Genomic DNA, 18858 nt, shown 5'->3' with positions numbered 1-18858 from the left:
GCATGCCGTATGACTCCGGGGGCCTGGAAATTCTGGACGAGGACGAGTGCCGGGCCCTCCTCGCCAAGGCGCCGCTGGGCCGCATCGTGTTCACCCAACGCGCACTGCCGGCCATCCAGCCGGTCAACTTCACCGTCGACAACGGTGATGTGATCATCCGCGCCGCGCAGGGCACCAAGCTGGCCGCCGCCGCCCGTAACGCCATCGTGGCCTTCGAGGTGGACGATTTCGATGAGGCCTCGCGCACCGGCTGGTCGGTGGTCATCGTCGGGCCGGCCCGGGTGGTGTCGGACCCCAAGGAGGTGGCCAGGCTTCAGGAGCTGCCGTTGCGGCCCTGGGCGCCGGGCAGGCGGGAGCATTTCATCCGCATCCGGCCGACGTTGATCTCCGGACGGCGCATCCCGGAGCACTCCGCTCCTCCCCCCTCCTGAGGTCACGGCCCGTGTCCGTCGTCCGGCGGGCCGGGACCTTGAGCCGGGGACGTTCGCCCCTGATCGATCGGCCGCCGCGCACCGAACCTGGACACATGAACATCGACCAGCACTGGTTCCGGGACCGGCAGGAGGTCCTGGAGCATCCCGGGCCGCAGGACCCGCCGGCTCCGCTCCCGGCTCCGGGCACCCGGCATCCACCGGGGGACGGGGGGCAGGTCGCGTCGTTGTCTCCTCAAGAGTGCCTGGCCCTGCTGCGCACCGCGTCGATCGGCCGGATCGTCTTCACCGACCGCGCCCTGCCGGCGATCCAGCCGGTCAACTTCGCCCTGGACGGCGAGGACATCATCATCCGCACCCGCCCGGGGACCAAGCTGGCCGCCGCCACCCGCCGGGCCGTCGTCGCCTTCGAGGCCGACGACCTCGACCCTGAGACCGGGGCCGGGTGGACCGTCACGCTCGTCGGGCAGGCCGAGGCCGTCCGCGATCCCGGTCAGGTCGTCCGGCTGCTGCGGCTGCCGCTTTACCCGTGGTCGCCGGAGCCGCTGCACCACTTCATCCGCATCCGCACCCACCGCATCACCGGCCGCCGGGTGCGCAAAAACGCCACCCCTTGATCACGAGACGTCCGGGAAGACCTTCCGCAGGACGGGCGGGGTGCCGCGGTGGCGCCATTCGCGCGGGTAGCCCAGCGAGACCTCCTCAAAGCGCACGCCGTCCCGCCAGATCGTCCGCGGGATGTGCAGGTGCCCGTACACCACGACGGACGCCTCATAGCGCACATGCCAATCGTCGGTGCGTTCGGTGCCGCACCATTGGGCGAACTGGGGATAGCGCAGCACCCGGGTCGGTTCCCGGATCAGCGGGAAGTGGTTGACCAGCACCGTGGGCAGCCCTTGCGGGCGCTGGGCCAGCCGCCGCTCGGTCTCGGCGATCCTGGCGGCGCACCAGCTCTCCCGGTCGGGGTAGGGGTCGGGGTGCAGCAGCATCTCGTCGGTGCACACCACCCCGGTCTCATAGGCGATGGCCAGTCCTTCTTCCTTGGTGGACGCGCCGTCGGGGCGGAAGGTGTAGTCGTAGAGCAGGAACAGCGGGGCGATCGTGACCGGCCCGCCCGGCCCCTCCCAGACCGCATAAGGGTCCTCGGGGGTGAGGACGCCCAGGGTGCGGCACATCTCCACCAGGTACCGGTAGCGTTTCTCGCCGCGCAGCTCCTGGTCCTCGCCGGGCGCCGTCCACAGCTCGTGGTTGCCCGGCGTCCAGATCACTTTGGCGAACCGGCCGGCCAGGGTGCGCAGCGCCCACTCGATGTCGGCGATCTTCTCCCCCACGTCCCCGGCGACGATCAGCCAGTCGTCCGGCGAGGACGGCCGGACCGCCTCCACCAGCGCCCGGTTCTCCCGGTGCCCGACGTGCAGGTCGCTGGCGGCAAAGAGCACGGGCGCGGCGGAACTCATGTGATCACCTCGGCCGGACGCTGCGCGGATCCCTCGGGCGAAGCGTAACCCGTGGGCTTTCGCCGACGCGGAAGCGGTTTCGATGAGACTTTTTCAACACGCCGTTTCCGCAGGCCGGAACGGGAGCCTCGCGGTCAGGGGCAATGCTGTGACCTGCAACGTCGCGGCACCGGAGACCACCCGGGCTCCCGTCCCCGGTGCCCTGGAGCACGTGGTGGAAAAGGTTCAGTCTTCGGCGATGACGATGACGCGGTCGTCGGCCGAGAGGGTCAGCGGGGCGGTCTTGTCGGGGTTGAGGACGATGCCGTAGGTCGGCGGCTCGTGGAAGTCCTCCCACCGCCGGTAGCCGATGGCGGTCTGGCCGCGGCGCCGGGCCGCCTCGATCACCGTGGCGAAGTTCGCCTCCACGCCCGGCGTCAGGTAGTCCGCGGCGGGTTTGAGGTAGATCTCCGAGCCGGCCGGGTCCAAAAGGTCGAAGAAGACCTCGTGCAGGTGCCGGTTCTCGCTGAGCTGGGTGAGCATCAAGCTGATCAGCTTGTCGCTGACCACGAAGTCGTCGGCCTTGGTGACCTGGGCGACCTCCCGGTCGGCGTCGTCGTTGATCTCGCTGACGATGGAGTAGGGGTCGCCCAGCTCCTCTTCCATGTCGCGCAGGTGCAGCAAGGTGACCAGGGTGCGGGCATCGGCCAGGGGCGGTTCGAACGCCTCGTCCGACAGCACCACCACGTGCTGGTAGGAGCCGACGTCGAGGGAGTCCAGGAACGTGCGGGAGGTGTCGTCGCCGTAGACGAAGCCGATCCGCAGGTTGCGCAGGTCGGCCAAGTGCGCGCGGGGGTCGGCGCACAGCCCGGCGACGGTCAGTTCCGAACCGGCCTCCACGAACTCGTCCAGCAGCCGGATGATCTTGGGGGCGCGGTGGTTCCAGCCCAGCATCAGCGTGCGGCTGGGCGCGGCCGGGTGGGCGCGGGCGGTCTCGATCGCCTCCTCCACCACCGGCGGACGGGCGGCGGCCAGTTTGATCAGCAGGTCGTCCTCGGCCAGCACGATCACCTCGTCGCCGGGGGCGATCACGGTGTCCATCGGCGGGTTGAGCTGGGATTTGCCGTCGCGCCGCAGCCCCACGGGGATGCCCAGCTCATAGGCCAGCAGCGCCTCCCCGTAGGTGGTGCCCACCAGGCTCGGCTCGGCCCGCATGTAGAACTCGTGGCCCTTGAAGTCCAGCAGGTCGGTGCACACCTGCGACAGGCCGGACTGGCGGTGCGACTGCACGATGAGCCGGATGGCGATGTCGTCGGCGTCGATCACCTGGGCGGCCGGGCCGCCGGCCAGGCGGGCGGCGGGCAGGTTGGCCGAGTCCTGAACGGCGGCCACCACGTGCGGCCGCGGCTCGTCCCAGGACCGGGTGTTCAGCGACAGCAGCACCTTGATCACATAGGTGTCGGGGTCGCCGCCCGGCGGCGCCAGCACCATGATGGAACGGGCCGTGGACGGGCTGACCAGCTCCAGGTCGCCCACCTTCAGCGGGTTGCCGTGCCGGCACACCACGCGGATGCGGCCGGTGTCGCCGACGCGGGCGCGGATGGCGTCCTCCATCTCGACCTTGTCGCAGTCGGCCAGGATCGCCACGGTGGTGCGGCGGCGGCCCTGGTTGGCCTCGGCCAGCTCCGACAGCACCGTGAACACCTGGTCCGACCAGCCCAGGATCACCGTGTGGCCGCTTTCGACGATCCGGGAGCGGCCCTTGCGCAGCTCGGTGAGCTTGGCCTCCAGCCCGGTGGTGAGCACGCCGATGAAGGCGCTGACGATCAGCAGCCCGCCGAAGGTGGCCGTCAGCATCAGCGCCAGGTAGGGGGCGCTGCCGGTGTCGTCGCCCATCGTCCCGGCGTCCAGCGTCCGCAGCAGGCTGCGCCACAGCACCCCGGCCCAGTGGCCGTTGTCGTCGGCGTCGCGGGGGGTGATCCACACCGCCAGCGTCGCCACCGTGACGATCAGCACGGCGGAGGCCATGCCGAGCCACCCGATCAGCGCCGGGGTGCCTTTGGACATGGTGTTGTCGAACCAGTAGCGCACCCGGTCCCGCCACCTGATCCGCGCCACCCGCACCTCCGTTTTCCCCGGCCGCACGTTATCAGTGCACTTCAGAGCCCAACAGCGATTACCGCAAAGATCACCCCCAAACGGCCAGGTCCGGCAAATCGGATGCCGGGCGCCCGTGCGGTGCGGCAGGGTTTCCCTGTCCTTTCACCAGTTGTGCCGACGGAGGTACCGGCCGGTGCGCCATTCCTTCAGCGTCGATGTGCGAGGCGTGGTCGATTTGCTCAGCCGCCACCTGTACCGCAGCCCACGCGCCTATCTGCGGGAATTGCTGCAGAACGCGGTGGACGCGCTGAGCGCGCACACCCCCGCCGACCCGATGGTGCGCATCGAACCGCCCTCGGTGACCGGGGACGGCACGCTGCGGGTGCACGACAACGGCGTGGGCCTGACCGAAGAGCAGGTGCACGAACTGCTGGCCACCATCGGCCGTTCCGCCAAGCGGGACGAGCTGGGTTTCGCCCGGCAGGAGTTTTTGGGGCAGTTCGGCATCGGGCTGCTGTCGTGCTTCCTGGTCGCCGACGAGGTGGAGGTGGTCACCCGCAGCGCCGCCGTACCGGACGCCGCCACGGTGCGCTGGCTGGGCCACTGCGACGGCCACTACACGGTCGAGCCCGCCGGGCCGCGCCCCGAGCCGGGCACCACGGTGACGCTGCGGGCCCGTCCCGGCGCGGCGCAGTGGCTGTCGGAGGAGACCGTCACCGAGCTGGCCTGCGAGTTCGGCCGGTTCCTGCCCTATCCGGTCCAGGTCGCCGGCCGGACGGTGACCGAGGGCGAGCCGCCCTGGCTGGTCTCCCATCCCGACCCGCGGGCGCGGCGGGAGGCGCTGCTGCGGTACGCCGACCGCGCGCTGGGCATGCAGCCGCTGGACGTGGTGGAGCTGTCGGTGCCGGCGGCCGGGCTGAGCGGGGTCGCCTTCGTGCTGCCGGAGGCCGTCAGCCCCAGCGCCCGCCCCGCCCACCGGGTCTACCTGAAGCGGATGCTGCTGGGCGACCGGGTGGAGCGGCTGCTGCCGGACTGGGCGTTCTTCGTGCGCTGCGTGGTGAACGCCACCGAGCTGCGCCCCACCGCCGACCGCGAGCAGCTGTATGAGGACGACCTGCTGGAGGAGACCCGGCAGGCGCTGGGCGAGCAGATCCGGGCCTGGCTGGTGCGGCTGGCGGCGACCTCCCCGGCCCGGCTGCGGCGGTTCCTGCAGGTGCACCACCTGGGCGTCAAGGCGATGGCCGTGCACGACATCGAGATGCTGCGCCTGGTGGACCGGTGGCTGGAGCTGGAGACCAGCGACGGGGACATGACGGCCGCGGAGTTCCGCCGCCGCCACGGCCGGATCCGCTACACCACCGACGCCGAGGAGTTCGCCCAGCTGGCGGCGGTGGCCGCGGCGCAGGGCGTGGGCCTGATCAACGGCGGTTACACCTACGAGGCCGAGATCTTGAACCGGCTGCCGCTGCTGGACCCCGACATCGACGTGGCCCCGCTGGACCCGGCCGAGCTGACCACTCGCATGGACGTCCTGGACCCGCAGACCGAACTGGTGGTGCGGGACTTCCTGGAGGTGGCCCGCACCGCTTTGGAGCGGCTGGGCTGCGAGCCGGTGATCCGGGCCTACCAGCCGGTGGGGCTGCCGGTGCTGCTGCTGGAGAGCCGGCAGGCCGAACGCCGGGCCGAGCACCGCTCGGCCCTCGAGTCGGCCGTGGGGGCGTGGGCGGACCTGCTGGACGACATCGCCGGCGAGGAGGACCGCCCGGCCCGGCAGGCCCGTCCCCAACTGGTGTTCAACTACAACAACCCGCTGGTGCGGCGGATGACCGGGGTCGGCGACCCGCTGCTGGTGCGGCTGACGGTGGAGGCCCTGTACGGGCACGCGCTGCTGCAAAGCCGCCGCCCGATGCGCCCGGCCGACACCGCGGTGCTCAACCGGTCGTTCCTCGGCCTCGTCGAATGGGCCATGCACAACACCTCGGAGGGCTGACAGTGCGAATGTCCCGCAGGCGGCTGACGGCGTTGCTGGCGGAGGCCGAGGAGCTGCCGCCCAGCCAGGCGCAGGTCACCGCCTTCCGCAAGGCGGTCGGGCACGCCGCGGCCGCCGGGATGACCGACCTGCTGATCGACGCCCGGCTCGGCCTGGTGGACGCGATGATCGCCGCCGACGCCCGGGACGTCTCCGAGGTCAACGACGCCCTGACCGCCTTCGCTCAGACGGTGGCGCTGCACGTGGCCGATCCCGGCGCCTTCGACGAGGATCAACAGGACCGGCTGTGGTGGCAGTTCGGGGTGCTGGGCCTGGTGATGACCGGGCTGCCGGACTACTCCCCCGCCACGGTGCGCAGGCTGCTGGACGACATGGAACGGCACTGCCGGCCGGACCGCGACGACCGGTACATGATCTGCTCCCTGCGGGTGATGCTGGCCGAGGCGACCGGCGACACCGAGCTGGGCGACCGGAGCCTGGCGGAACTGCGGCACCTGCAGGCCCCCGACTACACCTGCCCGGCCTGCATGCACATGATGCAGGTCCGCTACCTGGAGCGGACCGGCCGGGACGAGGAGGCCATCGCCGCCGCCGAGCCGCTGCTGGCCGGGCTGCTGCCCTGCCTGACCGACGACCAGCCGCACCGCACCCTCGCCCTGCTGACGCTGCCGTACCTGCGGACCGGCCGCCTGGAGGAGGCCCGGGACGCCTACCGGATGGCGGTGCGGCACAAGCTCCCGCAGGCCGACCTGGCGCGGCTGCTGCACTTCTGCGTGGTGACCGGCAACCTCGAACAGGCCCTCACCCTGTTCAAACGCAACCTGGAGATGCTGGAGAACGCGCCGCTCACCGAGCACGACATGGACCTGGCGGCGTCGGCGGCGCTGATGTGCCGGGCCATGGTCGAGGCCGGGCGCGGCGAGGAGGTCCTGATCTGGCCGGCCAACCCCGAGCTGGGGGAGACCGAGGACGAGGAGTGGACCTACCGGGAGCTGCTGGAGGAGTTCCGCAAGGACGCCCTGGAGTTCGCCGAGCGTCTCGACCGGAGCACCGGCAGCACCCTCGCCGGTGACCGGGTCCGGGCCGTCATCGCCGCCGGGCCGTCGGTGGCGCATCTGCCGCTGTCCCCGCTGGCCGCCCACCGGCCGTCCGTCCCGCCGGCCGGGGCGCAGGGGCGGGCCGCGGCGCCCGCCGGCGGTTCCGGGCCGAGCGCACCGGATGAGCAGGCGCTGCGCCGGGCTTATGAGGAGGCCGTGGCGCACGCCCGGCGCGGCGCGGCCCTGTCGGAGGAGGGCCGGTTCGACGCGGCGATCCCGGAGTTCATCGAGGCCGTCGCCCGGTTCACCGCGCTGGGCAACCGGCGGCTGGCGACCTACGCCCGGGTGGACCTGGCCACCGCCTACCTGTCGGCGGGTCGCATGCTGGATGCCGCCGAGGTCGCCGAGGAGGCCCTGCCGGACGTCCCCGAGGACCGGCAGCGGGAGTACACCGGGCTGCAGTGCCGCTGGGTGCTGGTGCGCGCCTACCCGGCGCTGGGCCAGCACGAGGACGCCCTGAAGATGGTGGCGGAGATGCGCCGCCTGCAAAGCGAGGGCGCTCCCGAGCCGGTGCGGCTGCCGCGGCTGGACCGGGAGGAGGCCCAGATCCTCAGCGACCTGGACCGCGACGAGGAGGCCTCGGCGCTGCTTGAGTCCGCCGCCGACGGTTACGCCGCCCTGGGCGATGTGCCGGCGCAGCTGTCCTGCCTGCGCCGGGCGGCCCTCACCGCGGTCTGGTCGGACCGGCCCGAACGGGCCGCCGACCTCATCGGCCGGGCCCGCGCCGTGGCCGGCGGCCTGCCCGCCGGCGATCCGCACGCCGCCGAGCAGCGGGCGTTCACGGATTTCGACACCGCCCGGGTGCTGTCCGCCGTCGGCCGCCTGGAGGAGGGCCTGCAAAGCGCCGAGCGGGCCTCGGCGGCGCTCCGCGAGCTGGGTCTTCCCGCCATGGCCACCCGCGCCGCGACGCTGACCGGGGAGCTGCTGGGCGCGCTGGGACGGCTGGAGGAGGCGGCGGGGGTGCTGCGCCGCGCGCTCGCCGAACCCGCCGCCGACGAAGAGCACCGGAACGAGCAGGAGAGCGCCGCCCGGTTGCTGGCCGAGGTGCTGCGCGACCTGGGCCGCCCGGAGGAGGCCGCCCGGGTCGAGAACGCCTTCGCGATGTCCGAGTGACCTTCTCTATAGGTGGTCGTTCAGGTAGTCGCGCAGCACGACGGCCTGGTTGTGCTCGGTGTCCCTGGCCGAGTACAGCAGGGTGAGCGGGCCGCGGCGGGCCGCCTCCAGCAGGGGCCGCACCGCATCGGGGCGGGCGTCCAGTTCGCGCCGGTAGCGGTCGGCGAACTGCGCGAAGCGTTCGGGCCGGTGCCCGAACCAGCGGCGCAGCTCGGTGGAGGGGGCGGCCTCGCGCGCCCAGCCGTCCAGACGCAGTTCTTCTTTGCGCACCCCGCGCGGCCACACCCGGTCGACCAGGAACACCGCGCCATGGTCGGGCGGCCCGTCGTAGACCCGGCGGATCTCGATCACACCGGCAGGCATACCCGCACACCGCCCGGGCATCCACGGAACTCTCCGGTGCCCCGCCTGCGCATCGTCCTCGGTCTCCTCGGCCTCCCCAGGCCGGGACGGGGATGCCGCGACCTGGGGCTTGGCACCATCGAGGCCCCCGTTCGCGGTGCCTTGGGCCGGGCGTTGAGAAAGTTCGGCGCACCGGCCCCGGCCGCGTCCCGCACCGCCGTGAAGAACGCACCGTAAATCACATCGAGGGTTCGATTCTGCGTCTGATGGCATATTCCCGGCCTTGTCCATGGCGTGAAATATCGAATGAACGGTTGAATCGGCGTCCAATGAAGCTGAGGGGAACCTAAGGGTCATGGGAAGCTTCGGCGGCCGGGACGGCTGGCGGCCGGCGGGCAACTGCAGCCTGTTCGCCTGCGACATCGTGGGTTTTTCCGACCCGCTCCGGTCCGACCGCGCCCGCGAGCACCTGCACCAGAAGCTGTATTCCATTCTGGAGAGCGCCTTCGCGGAGTCCGGGCTGCCCCCGGAGTCCTGCTACCAGGAGGACCGGGGGGACGGCGCCTTGGTGCTGCTGCCGCCGGAGCTGGATCCGTCCCTGCTGGTGCATCCGCTGATCGGCCTGCTGCGCGGCAAGGTGCTGGACCACAACGAGCTGTCGGCGGACGTCGCGCAGATCCGGCTGCGGGTGGCCCTGCACATCGGACGGGCCAAGGCCAACGCCAAGGGCATCGTCGGCAGCGACGTCAACCACCTGCGCCGCCTGCTGGACGCCCCGCCCTTCAAGGAGGAGATGGCCGAGTCCGGCGCGGTGCTGGGGGTGCTGGTCTCGCAGGAGATGTACGACGCGGTGATCCGGGACGCCCGCGGGCTGATCGACCCGGAGGAGTTCCGCCCGGTGGAGGTCCACGTCAAGACCACCCACGCCACGGGCTGGCTGCGCATCCCCGGCGACCGGCGCGGCCTGGGCGGCGTCCGCGCCGGCGGCGGGCCCTCGCCCCCGAGCCCCAACGGGTCCTCCCAGGAGCTGGTGCAGGCCGGGCGGCGTCCCTCCCAGGAGCCGCGGGCCGAGGTGCACATCCCCGGCCCGAACGGGGAACCGGCCCTGCGGCCGGAGGTGGCGGGGCAGTTCGAGCTGGTCAACCGGATCCTGGCGATCCCCCACATGCGCACCAGCGAGGGCCGGGACGACGTGGTGGACTCGCTGCGCCAGGACATCCGCATCCGGATCGCCCGGCGCTCCAGGCCGCAGACCGACTGGCTGTCGATCGTGCGCACCTGCGCCGAGTACCCCGACGGCCTGGAGGAGCTGATCGGCCTGATCCACGAGTACACCGGCGACACCGCGCAGATGATGGCGCTGCGGGAGCTGGTGGCCCGGATGGGCTGGACGAACTGAAGCAGCAGGGCGTTTTGCCCCGTGGAATTTACTTCTGGGGGTTGTTGACCGAAGAAGGGTTCTTTCCTACTGCTTGACGATTATCGGCGAGCCGCCGGGTAGGTAACGGCCTGCCGGTGCCCGCCGCCGGGCTCCGGCTCCTCTCTCAGGACCGCGCGTCCCCCGCCCGGAAGGGAAGCCGAGCATGCCGCTCCGCGATTTCCCCTGCCGCGACACCGCCATCGATCCCGGCAGCCGGACCTCCCGGGTGCATGTGCGGGGACGCGGAGTGGTGGCGGTCGTCCCGTCACTGCTGGCCCTGTGCGAGCGGACCGGGCAATGCCTGGCGGCGGGCGGCCACGCGCTGGCCCTGCACGCCGAGGCCCCGCGCGGGGTGCGGTTCGTCCGCCCCTTCGAAGGCGGGGTGCCGGGCGACCTGGAGGCCACCCGGCTGATGCTGCGGCACCTGCTGCGCGTGGCCCACGGCCGCCGTTTTCTGACCACCCCGCGCCTGGCGATAGCCGTGCCCAGCCAGATCACCGACGTGCAGCAGCGCGCGCTGGCCGTGGCCGCCGCCGGCGCCGGGGCCCGCAAGCTGACCTTGGTGCCGACCCCGCTGGCCGCCGCCCTGGGCGCCGGGCTGCCGGTGGACGAGCCGCCCGCCGTGATGATCGTCGACCTGGGCGCGGTGATCACCGACATCGCCGTGATCTCGATGGGCACGCTGGTGACCGCCCGCACGGTACGGGTGGGCGGGGAGTCCTTGGACCAGGCGATCGTCTCCTATGTGCGCCGGAACCGCAGCGCCCTGGTGAGCATCGAGCACGCCGCCACGGCCAAAAGCCGCATGGGCGCCGACGGCCAGTGGGGCTATGGCCGCCCCCCTCTCATGCTGACCGGCCGCGACCCCGACAACGGCCTGCCCCGCCCGGTCATGCTGGCCCCCGCCGACATCGCCGCGGCCATCTCCGGCCCGATGGAGTCGGTGATCCGCGCGATCAGGGAGACGCTGGCCGGCTGCCCCCCGGAGATCGTCCGCGACCTGACCACCAACGGCATCACGTTGACCGGCAGCGGCGCCCGCCTGTCGGGCCTGACCACGCTGCTGTGGACCCGCACCGGCCTGCCCGCCCGCGTCGCCGACGCCCCGTCCGAGGCCACCGTCCTGGGCGCGGCCCGCCAACTGGAGCGCGCCCGCCCCGCCGGCCACCGCTGGCTCTCCCGCCGCGACCGCCGCCACGGCTTCCTGACCGCTCCCCGCTACCTGTGAGCCGGGTTGTCGCCGCCCACGTCACCGATCCGGCGACGCGACGTCCCGGCGCACGGACGAGGGCTGCCCGGCACCGTTCTGAACTGCGGATTTTTCGACGAGCCTGATGCGGCGTTCCAGCTCATCGGGATCATCGGCGATGATCATGCCGCTGTCGCGGTACCGGTAGAACGCCCCGGGAATGGCGGTGAAGTGACCGCTGTAGTAGCCGGGAATGACGACCCACCCCGGATGGGCGCGCTCCAGAGCCTGGGCGATCTGCTGGATGTTCACTTGCCGCTCCTGGCGAGCGCCGCCCACACCACTTTTCCGGGATGTTCGGCATCCAGGCTCAAGGGATGGTGCCCCCAGGCGACGGCCAGGGCCTCGACCATGAGCAGCCCCCGGCCGCGTTCGGAGCACGGGTCCGGTTCCTGCTTGCACGGCACGCCGGGCGCGTCGTCCCACACGCACACCTACCCGCCTGGCGGGCGTTGGTGACCAGCTCGGTCAGCACGGTGGCGGCGTCCCGGGCCACCTCCGCCATGCCCCAGCCGTCCAGCACGGCGACCGCCCGTCGGCGCACCAGGGCGGGGGCCTGATCGGTGACGGGCACTTCCCATTTGACGAATTGGAAAGCGTCAGAAGGTGACGGAGTTTCGGATTCCGTGTCGCCGGAAACACAGAATCCGCCGGTCACCTGGGGTTTTTCGTCTGCCGGGCTGCGAAGTTTCGGAAGTTGCGCAAGAGCAGCCGGCCGGGGAGTCGTCTCGGGCATATTGATCTTCCTTGGAGATGGACGTCTTCTGTGCACTCCGGAGCCGGCGGAGAAATCCCGCCCCTGCGCCCCGATTGCCATTGTGATTACCCTTCCTTTTCTACCCCGATCGCAGTACGCTCGGTACATGTTCGACGTCCACGAGTAATCGTGAGCGCCCTGACCTGGGCATGTGAGGAAGGTGTAAGGACGGTGAGCCCTACCCCCCGAACGTGGATGGAGTACTTCGCCAAGGAACTCGTCGCCTGGCGGGAATTCCGCGGGATGACTCAGGAGCAACTGGCCAAGGCCATCACATTCTCGTCATCTCTGGTGGCCATGGTCGAAACCTGCCAGCGGAAGGCCAAACCGGACTTCATCCAGCGCTGCGACGACGCGCTGGAAACCGGCGGGGCGCTCATGCGCCTGTACAAGGAACTGGTCAGTCGCGAGGTGATACCCGACTACCTCGACCGCTGGCGCAGCGTCGAGGAACAGGCCACCGTGATCAACACATTCCAGCTCGAAGTCGTCCCAGGCCTGCTGCAAACCCCCGACTACGCCCGGGCCGTGCTCCAGATCGGGCTGCCGACCGCTCCCCCCGAGGAGATCGAGGCCAAGGTGACGGCGCGCATCGAACGCCAGGCCCCGCTGATGAGCGACCACCCGCCAATGTTCGTAGCCATCCTGGACGAGGGCGTCATCCGGAGGGCGATAGGCGGCGCCAAGGTCATGCGCGAGCAGCTCCTGCACCTCATCAAGCTGTGCGAACGCCCCCACATCGTGGTGCAGGTGGTCCCGTTCGCGGTAGGGGCGTACGCTGGCATCGGCGGACCTTTCAACCTGGCGACTCTCGACGGGGATGAAGTCGCCTACCTCGACACCACGCTCCGTGGCCATATCGCAGAAGATCCGGAGGAGGTAGCGATCATCAAACACCGATGGGAGTCGCTACGGGCCGAGGCGCTATCGCGCCCAGAATCACTCCGGTTGATGAAGGAAGTGGCAGACCAATGGACATCCTGAAGTGGCGCAAGAGCTCCAGAAGCAACATCAACGGCGGTGACTGTGTCGAGGTCGCCCGCCTCCCCTATGCCATCGGCATCCGAGACAGCAAGAACCCCCACCACGGCCACCTCACCATCACACCCAACGCCTTCCACGCCCTGACCCACCGCATCAAGCACGACGAACTGCCCCGCTGAAGCCCACGTCCCAGGCGTCACAAAGCTCACCATGAAAGCGGCCGATCGATGAGCAACACGGTCCTCACCTGGCGCAAGAGCAGCCGCAGCATGAACCAGGGCGGAGAATGCGTCGAAGTGACCAGGCTCCCTCATGCCATCGGCATCCGAGACAGCAAGAACCCCCACCACGGCCACCTCACCATCACACCCAACGCCTTCCGCACCCTGACCCACCGCATCAAGCGTGATGAAGCGCACGCCTGAAGGAGGGCGTTGAGCTCTCCACGACGGTGCCATCGTCCGGGCGCCAGCACCGGCCGGCCTCTCTCCACGGCCGGCCACAAGCTGCACGGTCCTGCGGCCGGCTCGGTGACACCCTGCCTGCGCCCTCCAGGAACTGGGCTCCGAACCGGCCTGGGCCCCAACCGTAGGGCTGGGCGCGCCGACACTGCTTAAAGCAGGTGTCGGCTCGTCCAAGCCCTTGCCGCCGCGCGCCAATCGGCCGGACGTTCTCACCGCTCCGCCGTCGCCAATGCCAGCTCAACCGGCCGCAAGCCTGGCGTGAGTGGTCTCTTGCTCTCCCCCGGCACCAGGCGCAGCCCTGTGCGTCACCTTCCCAGGTACTCGCGGAATTGACGCGCTCCCCGGCCTGAAGGCCGGGGATTCAGCCCGTGCCGCGCGTGCGGCACCTTTGTGGCTTCCTGTTTCACCGGGTCCTGCCCTCCGCTAGGCGGCGGGTCTTACGGTCCCTCCGCAGGCGTTCAGCCTCTCCGCCCGTCCGGCGGCGAGGATGTTCTTGGCGGCGTTGACGTCCCGGTCGTGGACCGCCCCGCACGGGCAGGCCCATGACCGGACGTTCAGCGGCACGGACTCCGCGGCCGCCCCGCAGGCCGAGCACAGCTTCGAGCCGGGGAACCAGCGGTCGATCTTCACCAGGGTCCGGCCGTACCGGGCTGCCTTGTACTCCAGCATGTTCACGAACGCCGACCATCCGGCGTCGTGCACGGACCTGGCCGGTTTCGTGCGGGCCAGGCCCTTCACCGCCAGATTCTCCACCATCACCGCTTGGTTCTCGCGGATGATCTGCGTGGAGAGCTTGTGCGCGAAGTCCCGGCGCGCGTCGGCCACCCGAGCGTGCGCCCCGGCGGCCTTGACCACAGCCTTCCTCCGGTTCGCCGACCCCTTCGCCTTGCGGGACAGGGCCTGCTGCGCCTTGCGCAGGCGTCGCTCGGCGCGGCGGAGAAACCGGGGGTCGTCGATCTTCCGGCCGTCCGACAGGACCGCAAAGTGCGTCAGCCCCAGATCGATCCCGACCTCGGCGGCCGTCTCCGGCAACGGTTCCTCGCCCGCCTCGATCCCGAACGAGGCGAAGTACCGGCCCGCCGCATCCTTGACCACCGTCACGCTGGAGGGCTCGGACGGCAGGCGGCGCGACCACTTCACCGTCACATCGCCGACCTTCGGCAGGCGCAGCCTCCCACCCGCCGTGATCTGGAAGCGGGCGTTGCGGGTGAAGCGGATCGCCTGCCGATTGTCCCTTTTGGGCCGGAACCGAGGTGGGGCGACCTTCGGCCCTTTCCGCTTCCCGGACGCCGACACAAAGAAGTTCCGGTAGGCGGTGTTCAGGTCGGCCGGCGCCTGCTGGAGCACGACGGCGGACACCTCGCTCAGCCAGGCGCGCTCCGGAGTCTTCTTCGCCTGCGTGATGATCCGCTTGGACAGCTCTGCGTCCGAGATGTACGGCAGACCGGCAGCGCGGGCTTCCTGCCGCAGCCGCAGCCCGTCGTTGTACACCACCCGGGCGCACCCGAACGCCTTCGCCAGCGCGGCGCACTGACCCGGAGTCGGGTAGAGGCGGAAGTTATACCGGAGCTGCACACCATGATCCTGCCGTTGGTTTATGGTCGAGCACGGAGACATCAGAACAGGTAGACACTGCGTTCTCGCCCTACACGCCCACTTGGTCTTCGTGACCAAGTTCCGGCACCCGGTGTTCACCGGCACCCACCTGGAGCGCATGGAGCAGATCATGCGGGACGTGTGCGCCGACTTCGAGTGCGAGCCGGCGGAGTTCAACGGCGAGAGCAACCACGTCCACCTGCTGGTGAACTTCCCCCCGAAGGTCGCCCTGTCCCGCCTGGTCAACTCGCTGAAAGGGGCGTCCTCCCGGCGGCTGCGACAGGAGTTCCCCGAACCGGCCCGCCACTACTATCGGGCGAACAAGTTGTGGGCCGGCTCCTACTTCACCGGCAGTGTGGGCGGCGCTCCGATCAGCGTCCTGCGCCAGTACATCGAGCAGCAGAACCACCCCGTCTGAACCCACCCGGACACCGACCCGCCTGGCGGCGGATCGGCTTTCCCTACCCTGCTACGCGGGACGGTCCGCTTCACCCCCGGCCTGAAGGCCGGAGCACTGCGGACGACCCTAGTAGCGCTCCTGCTCATCGATGCTCGCCACTTTGTTCCGCGGGGCCGGTTCGAAAGCATCGACGGCCTTGTGCCGGACGCGAGTGGGGAAGACCCTCCGCGCCGGCCTGCGCGAGCTCAGCAGGTAAACCGCTCCTCCGCCGGTCGCCTGACGCAGCATCGGAGAGGGTCTGGCGTCCACTCTGGAGGCATTGATGCACAGGAGCTTCCCGACCTTTTCGAGGTCCCTGCAGATCTGCGTCAGCGATTCATACAGATCCTCTCCCGTGGCACGCCGCTCCTCACCGGTACGAGGGCCCTTCAGCGCAACGGTCCACGGCGGATCCATGGCAAAAGACAGACGCCATACCTCCTCACTGCCGTCAGAAGAGAGCACCGGAACGTCACGCTCAACCATTCCCTCCACCGCGAGGTCCTCCCGGTTCACGCCGGCCAACCGCGCCGCTCGCACTCCACGCTTTGTGACCCCGCCGGAACCCGAACTCCAATGACCATTCAACTATTTGATCAAGCGGATTTCATTGCGGTCTTCTCAACGAGCCTCTTCAGTAAGCGTGGCTCTCGTCGGCCTGCAGGGCGAGGACGGCCTTGACGACATGCCCGGCCTGGTATAGGACCACGGATCTAGCAGCAGATCAGCCCCCCAGACGACACGACGATCAGGATCTCCGGATGAGACAGCAGGTACAGCGGAAGATCGAGGCGGTAATGGCGGCACTGGACGCCACGCCTGATTCATACATGCTCGCCAATTTTCAGCCGGGTTCACGCGAGCCCATGCCAGACCTTCCGGAAGGGCTGCGAGACCTGCTGACGCTCGTAGACGGGCTCAATGCCGGAGAGGTGGCGATCTTCTCTTACCGGGAGCTGGACCGCAACCAGTTCTACATAGACGACTCAACAACGATTTCCCGCTGGTCATCGAGCGGACGGCGGGCACAATCTGGTGGTTTCCCGAAACCTGGCTGGAATACAGCTTCATGGCCACCCGCTTCGAGCAGCTCGCCGACGGTATCGATGACTTCATCGACCACTTCCTTCTCGGCGAGGGCTACCTGCAGCTGATCGGGGGCCAGGATCGCTGGTCGGATTTCCTGCGCGAACACGGCTTCATCACAGCGGGTGACCACTGATCCTTTTCCAGCACGTGGTCCAAGGCGTCGGGACGGGAGCCCCGAGGATCTACGGTGCCGCGGCGTTGGAAGGTCACAGACTGCGGCGCTCTTGTGCTGACCTGCGGAGACGGCGTGTCGGAATCGACGCCGACGAGCAGTCGGCGACCGCGTCCGCTCACGGCCTCGTCGGCATGCCCAGAAGATGAACGTCCACAGGATGTGGACAACCCGCCCCAAGAGCGCCGCACGCCGATCGCTGGGAGCGCGTCACCGGGGCCGCCGGCCGAGGATGAGGTTGGCGATCGCTTCCCTTCCAACGCCTATGCGCCGGCAGTGGTCACCGAACAGCATGAAGACGGTTTCCGCTTCATCGATGGCGAGAACCGCATGGCCGCCCGCGACGCTCCCCAGCGGATAGAGCTCTCCGGCCGCGGCACGGCCGACCCGCTGAAAATAAGGCCTCATCTTCTCGCCCTGCAGCGGGTCCAGTTCGAACTCGTCCGATGCCACCTGCTGCCCCGGCCTGTTAGGCCCCGCGGGCACCTTGAGCCCTCCGAACTCGGCCAGGAAGCGGCCCGCGGCATCGTGCATGCGGAACCCGCTGTTTTGCCTGAGTTCTTCCTCCCACCCGCTCACATCGACCCGCCGCCCCGGCGACCAGCCGGCCACGACCATGTGGGCGGTGACCTCGGGCGGCCAATGGTGTGTTTCGGCGCTCACGCCGTTTTCCCCAGAGCGTGTTCGACGGGTCATCGTCACAATCTTCCGGGAGGTTCGAGCGGACGGAGCCTCGTCCACCAAGCGAGTGATCGCGGATGATCGGGCCATACCCACTTGATGGCCCGGTCACGTGCAGAGCCTGTGGACATGTGCTCGGGCTCGTCCACCGTGTGCCGCGCGGCGGGGCTCCTCACATCGCCCCACGGTCTCGTCCAGCCGCTTCAAGCCGTCTATCTCCCCCAGCTACGCCCGAGATCCAGCGAACGTCGTCCCGCTTCCCAGGGGCGCATGCTCTTCACGGAGACCGGCTCGGCCGGCCGTGGTCGGCGGAGGGCGTCTCGGGGCGGGGTTGTTCGGTGAGGTTGATGCCGCTGGCCGGGTCGAACAGGTGGATGGCGGACGGGTTGAACCAGACCTTCAGGGGGCGGCCCTCGGTGGCCGTGGAGCGGGGGTCCAGGCGGGTGGTGATCTGGACGGTGCCGGTCATGTCCTGGGTGCCGCGGTCGCGGGCCAGGGCCTCCAGGTGCTCGGAGCGGGCCATGCCCTCGGTGCCCAGGTCGAAGAAGGCGTACTTCTCCGCGCCCAGGGACTCGAGGATGTCCACAGTCCCGGTGAAGGTTGTGGACGGGTCGGCGTCGGGGACCAGTTCGGCGTCCTCGAACGCCTCGGGGCGGATGCCCAAGATCACCTCATCGGGGGTGTTCGGGCCGCTCGTGGCGCGGCGCAGCCGGTCGGACGGCGGGATGGTGCCCAGCGGGGAGCGCAGGCCGTCCGGGGTGATCTTGGCGGGCAGGAAGTTCATGGGAGGTGAGCCGATGAAGCCGGCCACGAAGAGGTTGCGGGGGTGGTCATAAAGGTCCTGCGGGGGGCCGACCTGCTGCACCACGCCGTCCCGCATGATCACGATGCGGTCGCCGAGGGTCATCGCCTCGACCTGGTCGTGGGTGACGTAGACGGTGGTGGTGCCCAGTTCTTTTTGCAGGCGGGAGATGGTGGTGCGCATCTGCACCCGCAGTTTGGCGTCCAGGTTCGACAGCGGCTCGTCCATCAGGAACGCCTTGGGGTTGCGGACGATCGCCCGGCCCATCGCCACGCGCTGGCGCTGGCCGCCGGACAGCTGGGAGGGTTTGCGGTCCAGGTAGGGGGTCAAGCCGAGGAGGGCGGCCACCCGTTCGACCTTCTCGTTGATGGTGGGCTTGTCCACCTTGGCGAGCTTGAGCGGGAAGCCGATGTTCTGGCGGACGGTCATGTGCGGGTACAGCGCGTACGACTGGAAGATCATCGCGATGTCGCGGTCGCGCGGGGCGCGTTCGTTCATGCGTTCGCCGTCGATGCGCAGTTCGCCCTCGGTGATCTCCTCCAGGCCGGCGATCATGTTCAGCAGGGTGGATTTGCCCGAACCCGACGGGCCCACCAGGATGACGAACTCCCCGTCGGCGATCGTCAGGTTGACGTCGGCGACGGCCACGGTGTCGCCGAACCGCTTGGTCACATGGTCCAGGACGATCTCGGCCAT

The 18858-nt window shown here is 69.9% G+C and carries 20 protein-coding genes; 11 read left to right on the top strand and 9 right to left on the bottom strand.

Translation table 11 applies throughout. From position 1 onward, the window contains the following. The first annotated feature begins 2 nt into the window (after positions 1-2). Together BUE48_RS02480 and BUE48_RS02475 are read left to right on the top strand one after the other, a co-directional pair. Positions 3-431, top strand: a complete 429-nt coding sequence (locus BUE48_RS02480; protein WP_012850880.1) for a pyridoxamine 5'-phosphate oxidase family protein — start codon at positions 3-5, stop codon at positions 429-431. Between the two features lie 95 nt (positions 432-526). After that, complete coding sequence (locus tag BUE48_RS02475; RefSeq protein WP_083789749.1) at positions 527-1048, top strand: pyridoxamine 5'-phosphate oxidase family protein; 522 nt, start codon at positions 527-529, stop codon at positions 1046-1048. Here BUE48_RS02475 and BUE48_RS02470 read toward each other — a convergent pair whose 3' ends face one another. Then, positions 1049-1888, bottom strand: coding sequence for a metallophosphoesterase family protein (locus tag BUE48_RS02470; protein ID WP_286988648.1), 840 nt, complete (start codon positions 1886-1888; stop codon positions 1049-1051). It abuts the gene before it with no gap. 225 nt (positions 1889-2113) lie between these two features. Continuing rightward, on the bottom strand, positions 2114-3985 hold the full coding sequence (locus BUE48_RS02465) for a CASTOR/POLLUX-related putative ion channel (RefSeq protein WP_286988646.1): 1872 nt from the start codon (positions 3983-3985) through the stop codon (positions 2114-2116). A 115-nt stretch (positions 3986-4100) separates the two neighbouring features. Here BUE48_RS02465 and BUE48_RS02460 point away from each other — a divergent pair, with 115 nt between their 5' ends. Together BUE48_RS02460 and BUE48_RS02455 are read left to right on the top strand one after the other, a co-directional pair. Then, positions 4101-5957, top strand: a complete 1857-nt coding sequence (locus tag BUE48_RS02460) for an HSP90 family protein (RefSeq protein WP_353745267.1) — start codon at positions 4101-4103, stop codon at positions 5955-5957. Between the two features lie 8 nt (positions 5958-5965). After that, positions 5966-8167: a tetratricopeptide repeat protein gene (locus tag BUE48_RS02455; RefSeq protein WP_286988643.1), complete on the top strand. Its 2202-nt coding sequence runs from the start codon at positions 5966-5968 to the stop codon at positions 8165-8167. Between the two features lie 6 nt (positions 8168-8173). Here BUE48_RS02455 and BUE48_RS02450 read toward each other — a convergent pair whose 3' ends face one another. After that, the gene (locus tag BUE48_RS02450) at positions 8174-8530 is read right to left on the bottom strand and encodes a DUF488 domain-containing protein (RefSeq protein WP_286988641.1); all 357 of its coding nucleotides are present in this window, start codon (positions 8528-8530) and stop codon (positions 8174-8176) included. Positions 8531-8864: 334 nt separating this feature from the next. Between BUE48_RS02450 and BUE48_RS02445 the strand changes: the two genes are divergently transcribed. Together BUE48_RS02445 and BUE48_RS02440 are read left to right on the top strand one after the other, a co-directional pair. After that, positions 8865-9908 carry an effector-associated domain 2-containing protein gene (locus BUE48_RS02445; protein WP_012850873.1) on the top strand — a complete coding sequence of 348 codons (1044 nt, stop codon included), beginning with the start codon at positions 8865-8867 and terminating at the stop codon, positions 9906-9908. 184 nt (positions 9909-10092) lie between these two features. Then, positions 10093-11157, top strand: a complete 1065-nt coding sequence (locus tag BUE48_RS02440) for a rod shape-determining protein (protein WP_012850872.1) — start codon at positions 10093-10095, stop codon at positions 11155-11157. A gap of 21 nt (positions 11158-11178) precedes the next feature. On the opposite strand, the gene BUE48_RS02435 is transcribed toward BUE48_RS02440, so the two are convergent. After that, the gene (locus BUE48_RS02435; RefSeq protein ID WP_286988639.1) at positions 11179-11430 is read right to left on the bottom strand and encodes a hypothetical protein; all 252 of its coding nucleotides are present in this window, start codon (positions 11428-11430) and stop codon (positions 11179-11181) included. Beyond that, the gene (locus BUE48_RS02430; RefSeq protein ID WP_286988638.1) at positions 11427-11606 is read right to left on the bottom strand and encodes an ATP-binding protein; all 180 of its coding nucleotides are present in this window, start codon (positions 11604-11606) and stop codon (positions 11427-11429) included. The genes BUE48_RS02435 and BUE48_RS02430 overlap by 4 nt, the downstream gene beginning before the upstream one ends. A gap of 524 nt (positions 11607-12130) precedes the next feature. Here BUE48_RS02430 and BUE48_RS02425 point away from each other — a divergent pair. From BUE48_RS02425 to BUE48_RS02415, 3 genes are read left to right on the top strand one after another with little or no spacing between them, the layout of a single operon-like run. Further along, positions 12131-12919 (top strand): helix-turn-helix domain-containing protein, encoded by a 789-nt coding sequence (locus BUE48_RS02425; protein WP_286988637.1) that lies wholly within the window; start codon positions 12131-12133, stop codon positions 12917-12919. Beyond that, positions 12907-13098 (top strand): DUF397 domain-containing protein, encoded by a 192-nt coding sequence (locus BUE48_RS02420; protein WP_286988636.1) that lies wholly within the window; start codon positions 12907-12909, stop codon positions 13096-13098. Before BUE48_RS02425 ends, BUE48_RS02420 begins: the two co-directional genes overlap by 13 nt. A gap of 48 nt (positions 13099-13146) precedes the next feature. Further along, positions 13147-13344 (top strand): DUF397 domain-containing protein, encoded by a 198-nt coding sequence (locus BUE48_RS02415; protein ID WP_286988635.1) that lies wholly within the window; start codon positions 13147-13149, stop codon positions 13342-13344. A gap of 462 nt (positions 13345-13806) precedes the next feature. On the opposite strand, the gene BUE48_RS02410 is transcribed toward BUE48_RS02415, so the two are convergent. Further along, positions 13807-14958, bottom strand: coding sequence for an RNA-guided endonuclease InsQ/TnpB family protein (locus tag BUE48_RS02410; protein WP_286988633.1), 1152 nt, complete (start codon positions 14956-14958; stop codon positions 13807-13809). A gap of 22 nt (positions 14959-14980) precedes the next feature. Between BUE48_RS02410 and tnpA the strand changes: the two genes are divergently transcribed. After that, positions 14981-15397, top strand: a complete 417-nt coding sequence (gene tnpA, locus BUE48_RS02405) for an IS200/IS605 family transposase (protein ID WP_286988631.1) — start codon at positions 14981-14983, stop codon at positions 15395-15397. Positions 15398-15505: 108 nt separating this feature from the next. On the opposite strand, the gene BUE48_RS02400 is transcribed toward tnpA, so the two are convergent. Then, on the bottom strand, positions 15506-15934 hold the full coding sequence (locus BUE48_RS02400) for a hypothetical protein (protein WP_286988629.1): 429 nt from the start codon (positions 15932-15934) through the stop codon (positions 15506-15508). A 553-nt stretch (positions 15935-16487) separates the two neighbouring features. On the opposite strand from BUE48_RS02400, the gene BUE48_RS02395 reads away from it, so the two are divergent. Continuing rightward, on the top strand, positions 16488-16640 hold the full coding sequence (locus BUE48_RS02395) for a hypothetical protein (RefSeq protein WP_286988627.1): 153 nt from the start codon (positions 16488-16490) through the stop codon (positions 16638-16640). A gap of 249 nt (positions 16641-16889) precedes the next feature. Here the strand turns inward: BUE48_RS02395 and BUE48_RS02390 are convergent, their stop codons facing one another. Then, positions 16890-17342 carry an SUKH-3 domain-containing protein gene (locus BUE48_RS02390; RefSeq protein WP_286988625.1) on the bottom strand — a complete coding sequence of 151 codons (453 nt, stop codon included), beginning with the start codon at positions 17340-17342 and terminating at the stop codon, positions 16890-16892. Between the two features lie 295 nt (positions 17343-17637). Next, positions 17638-18858, bottom strand: a complete 1221-nt coding sequence (locus tag BUE48_RS02385) for an ABC transporter ATP-binding protein (RefSeq protein WP_286988623.1) — start codon at positions 18856-18858, stop codon at positions 17638-17640.

Source organism: Thermomonospora sp. CIF 1, from assembly GCF_001896795.1.
In the GTDB taxonomy this organism is placed as follows: Bacteria; Actinomycetota; Actinomycetes; order Streptosporangiales; family Streptosporangiaceae; genus Thermomonospora; species Thermomonospora curvata.
This window is presented reverse-complemented; position numbering and strand designations above follow the sequence as displayed.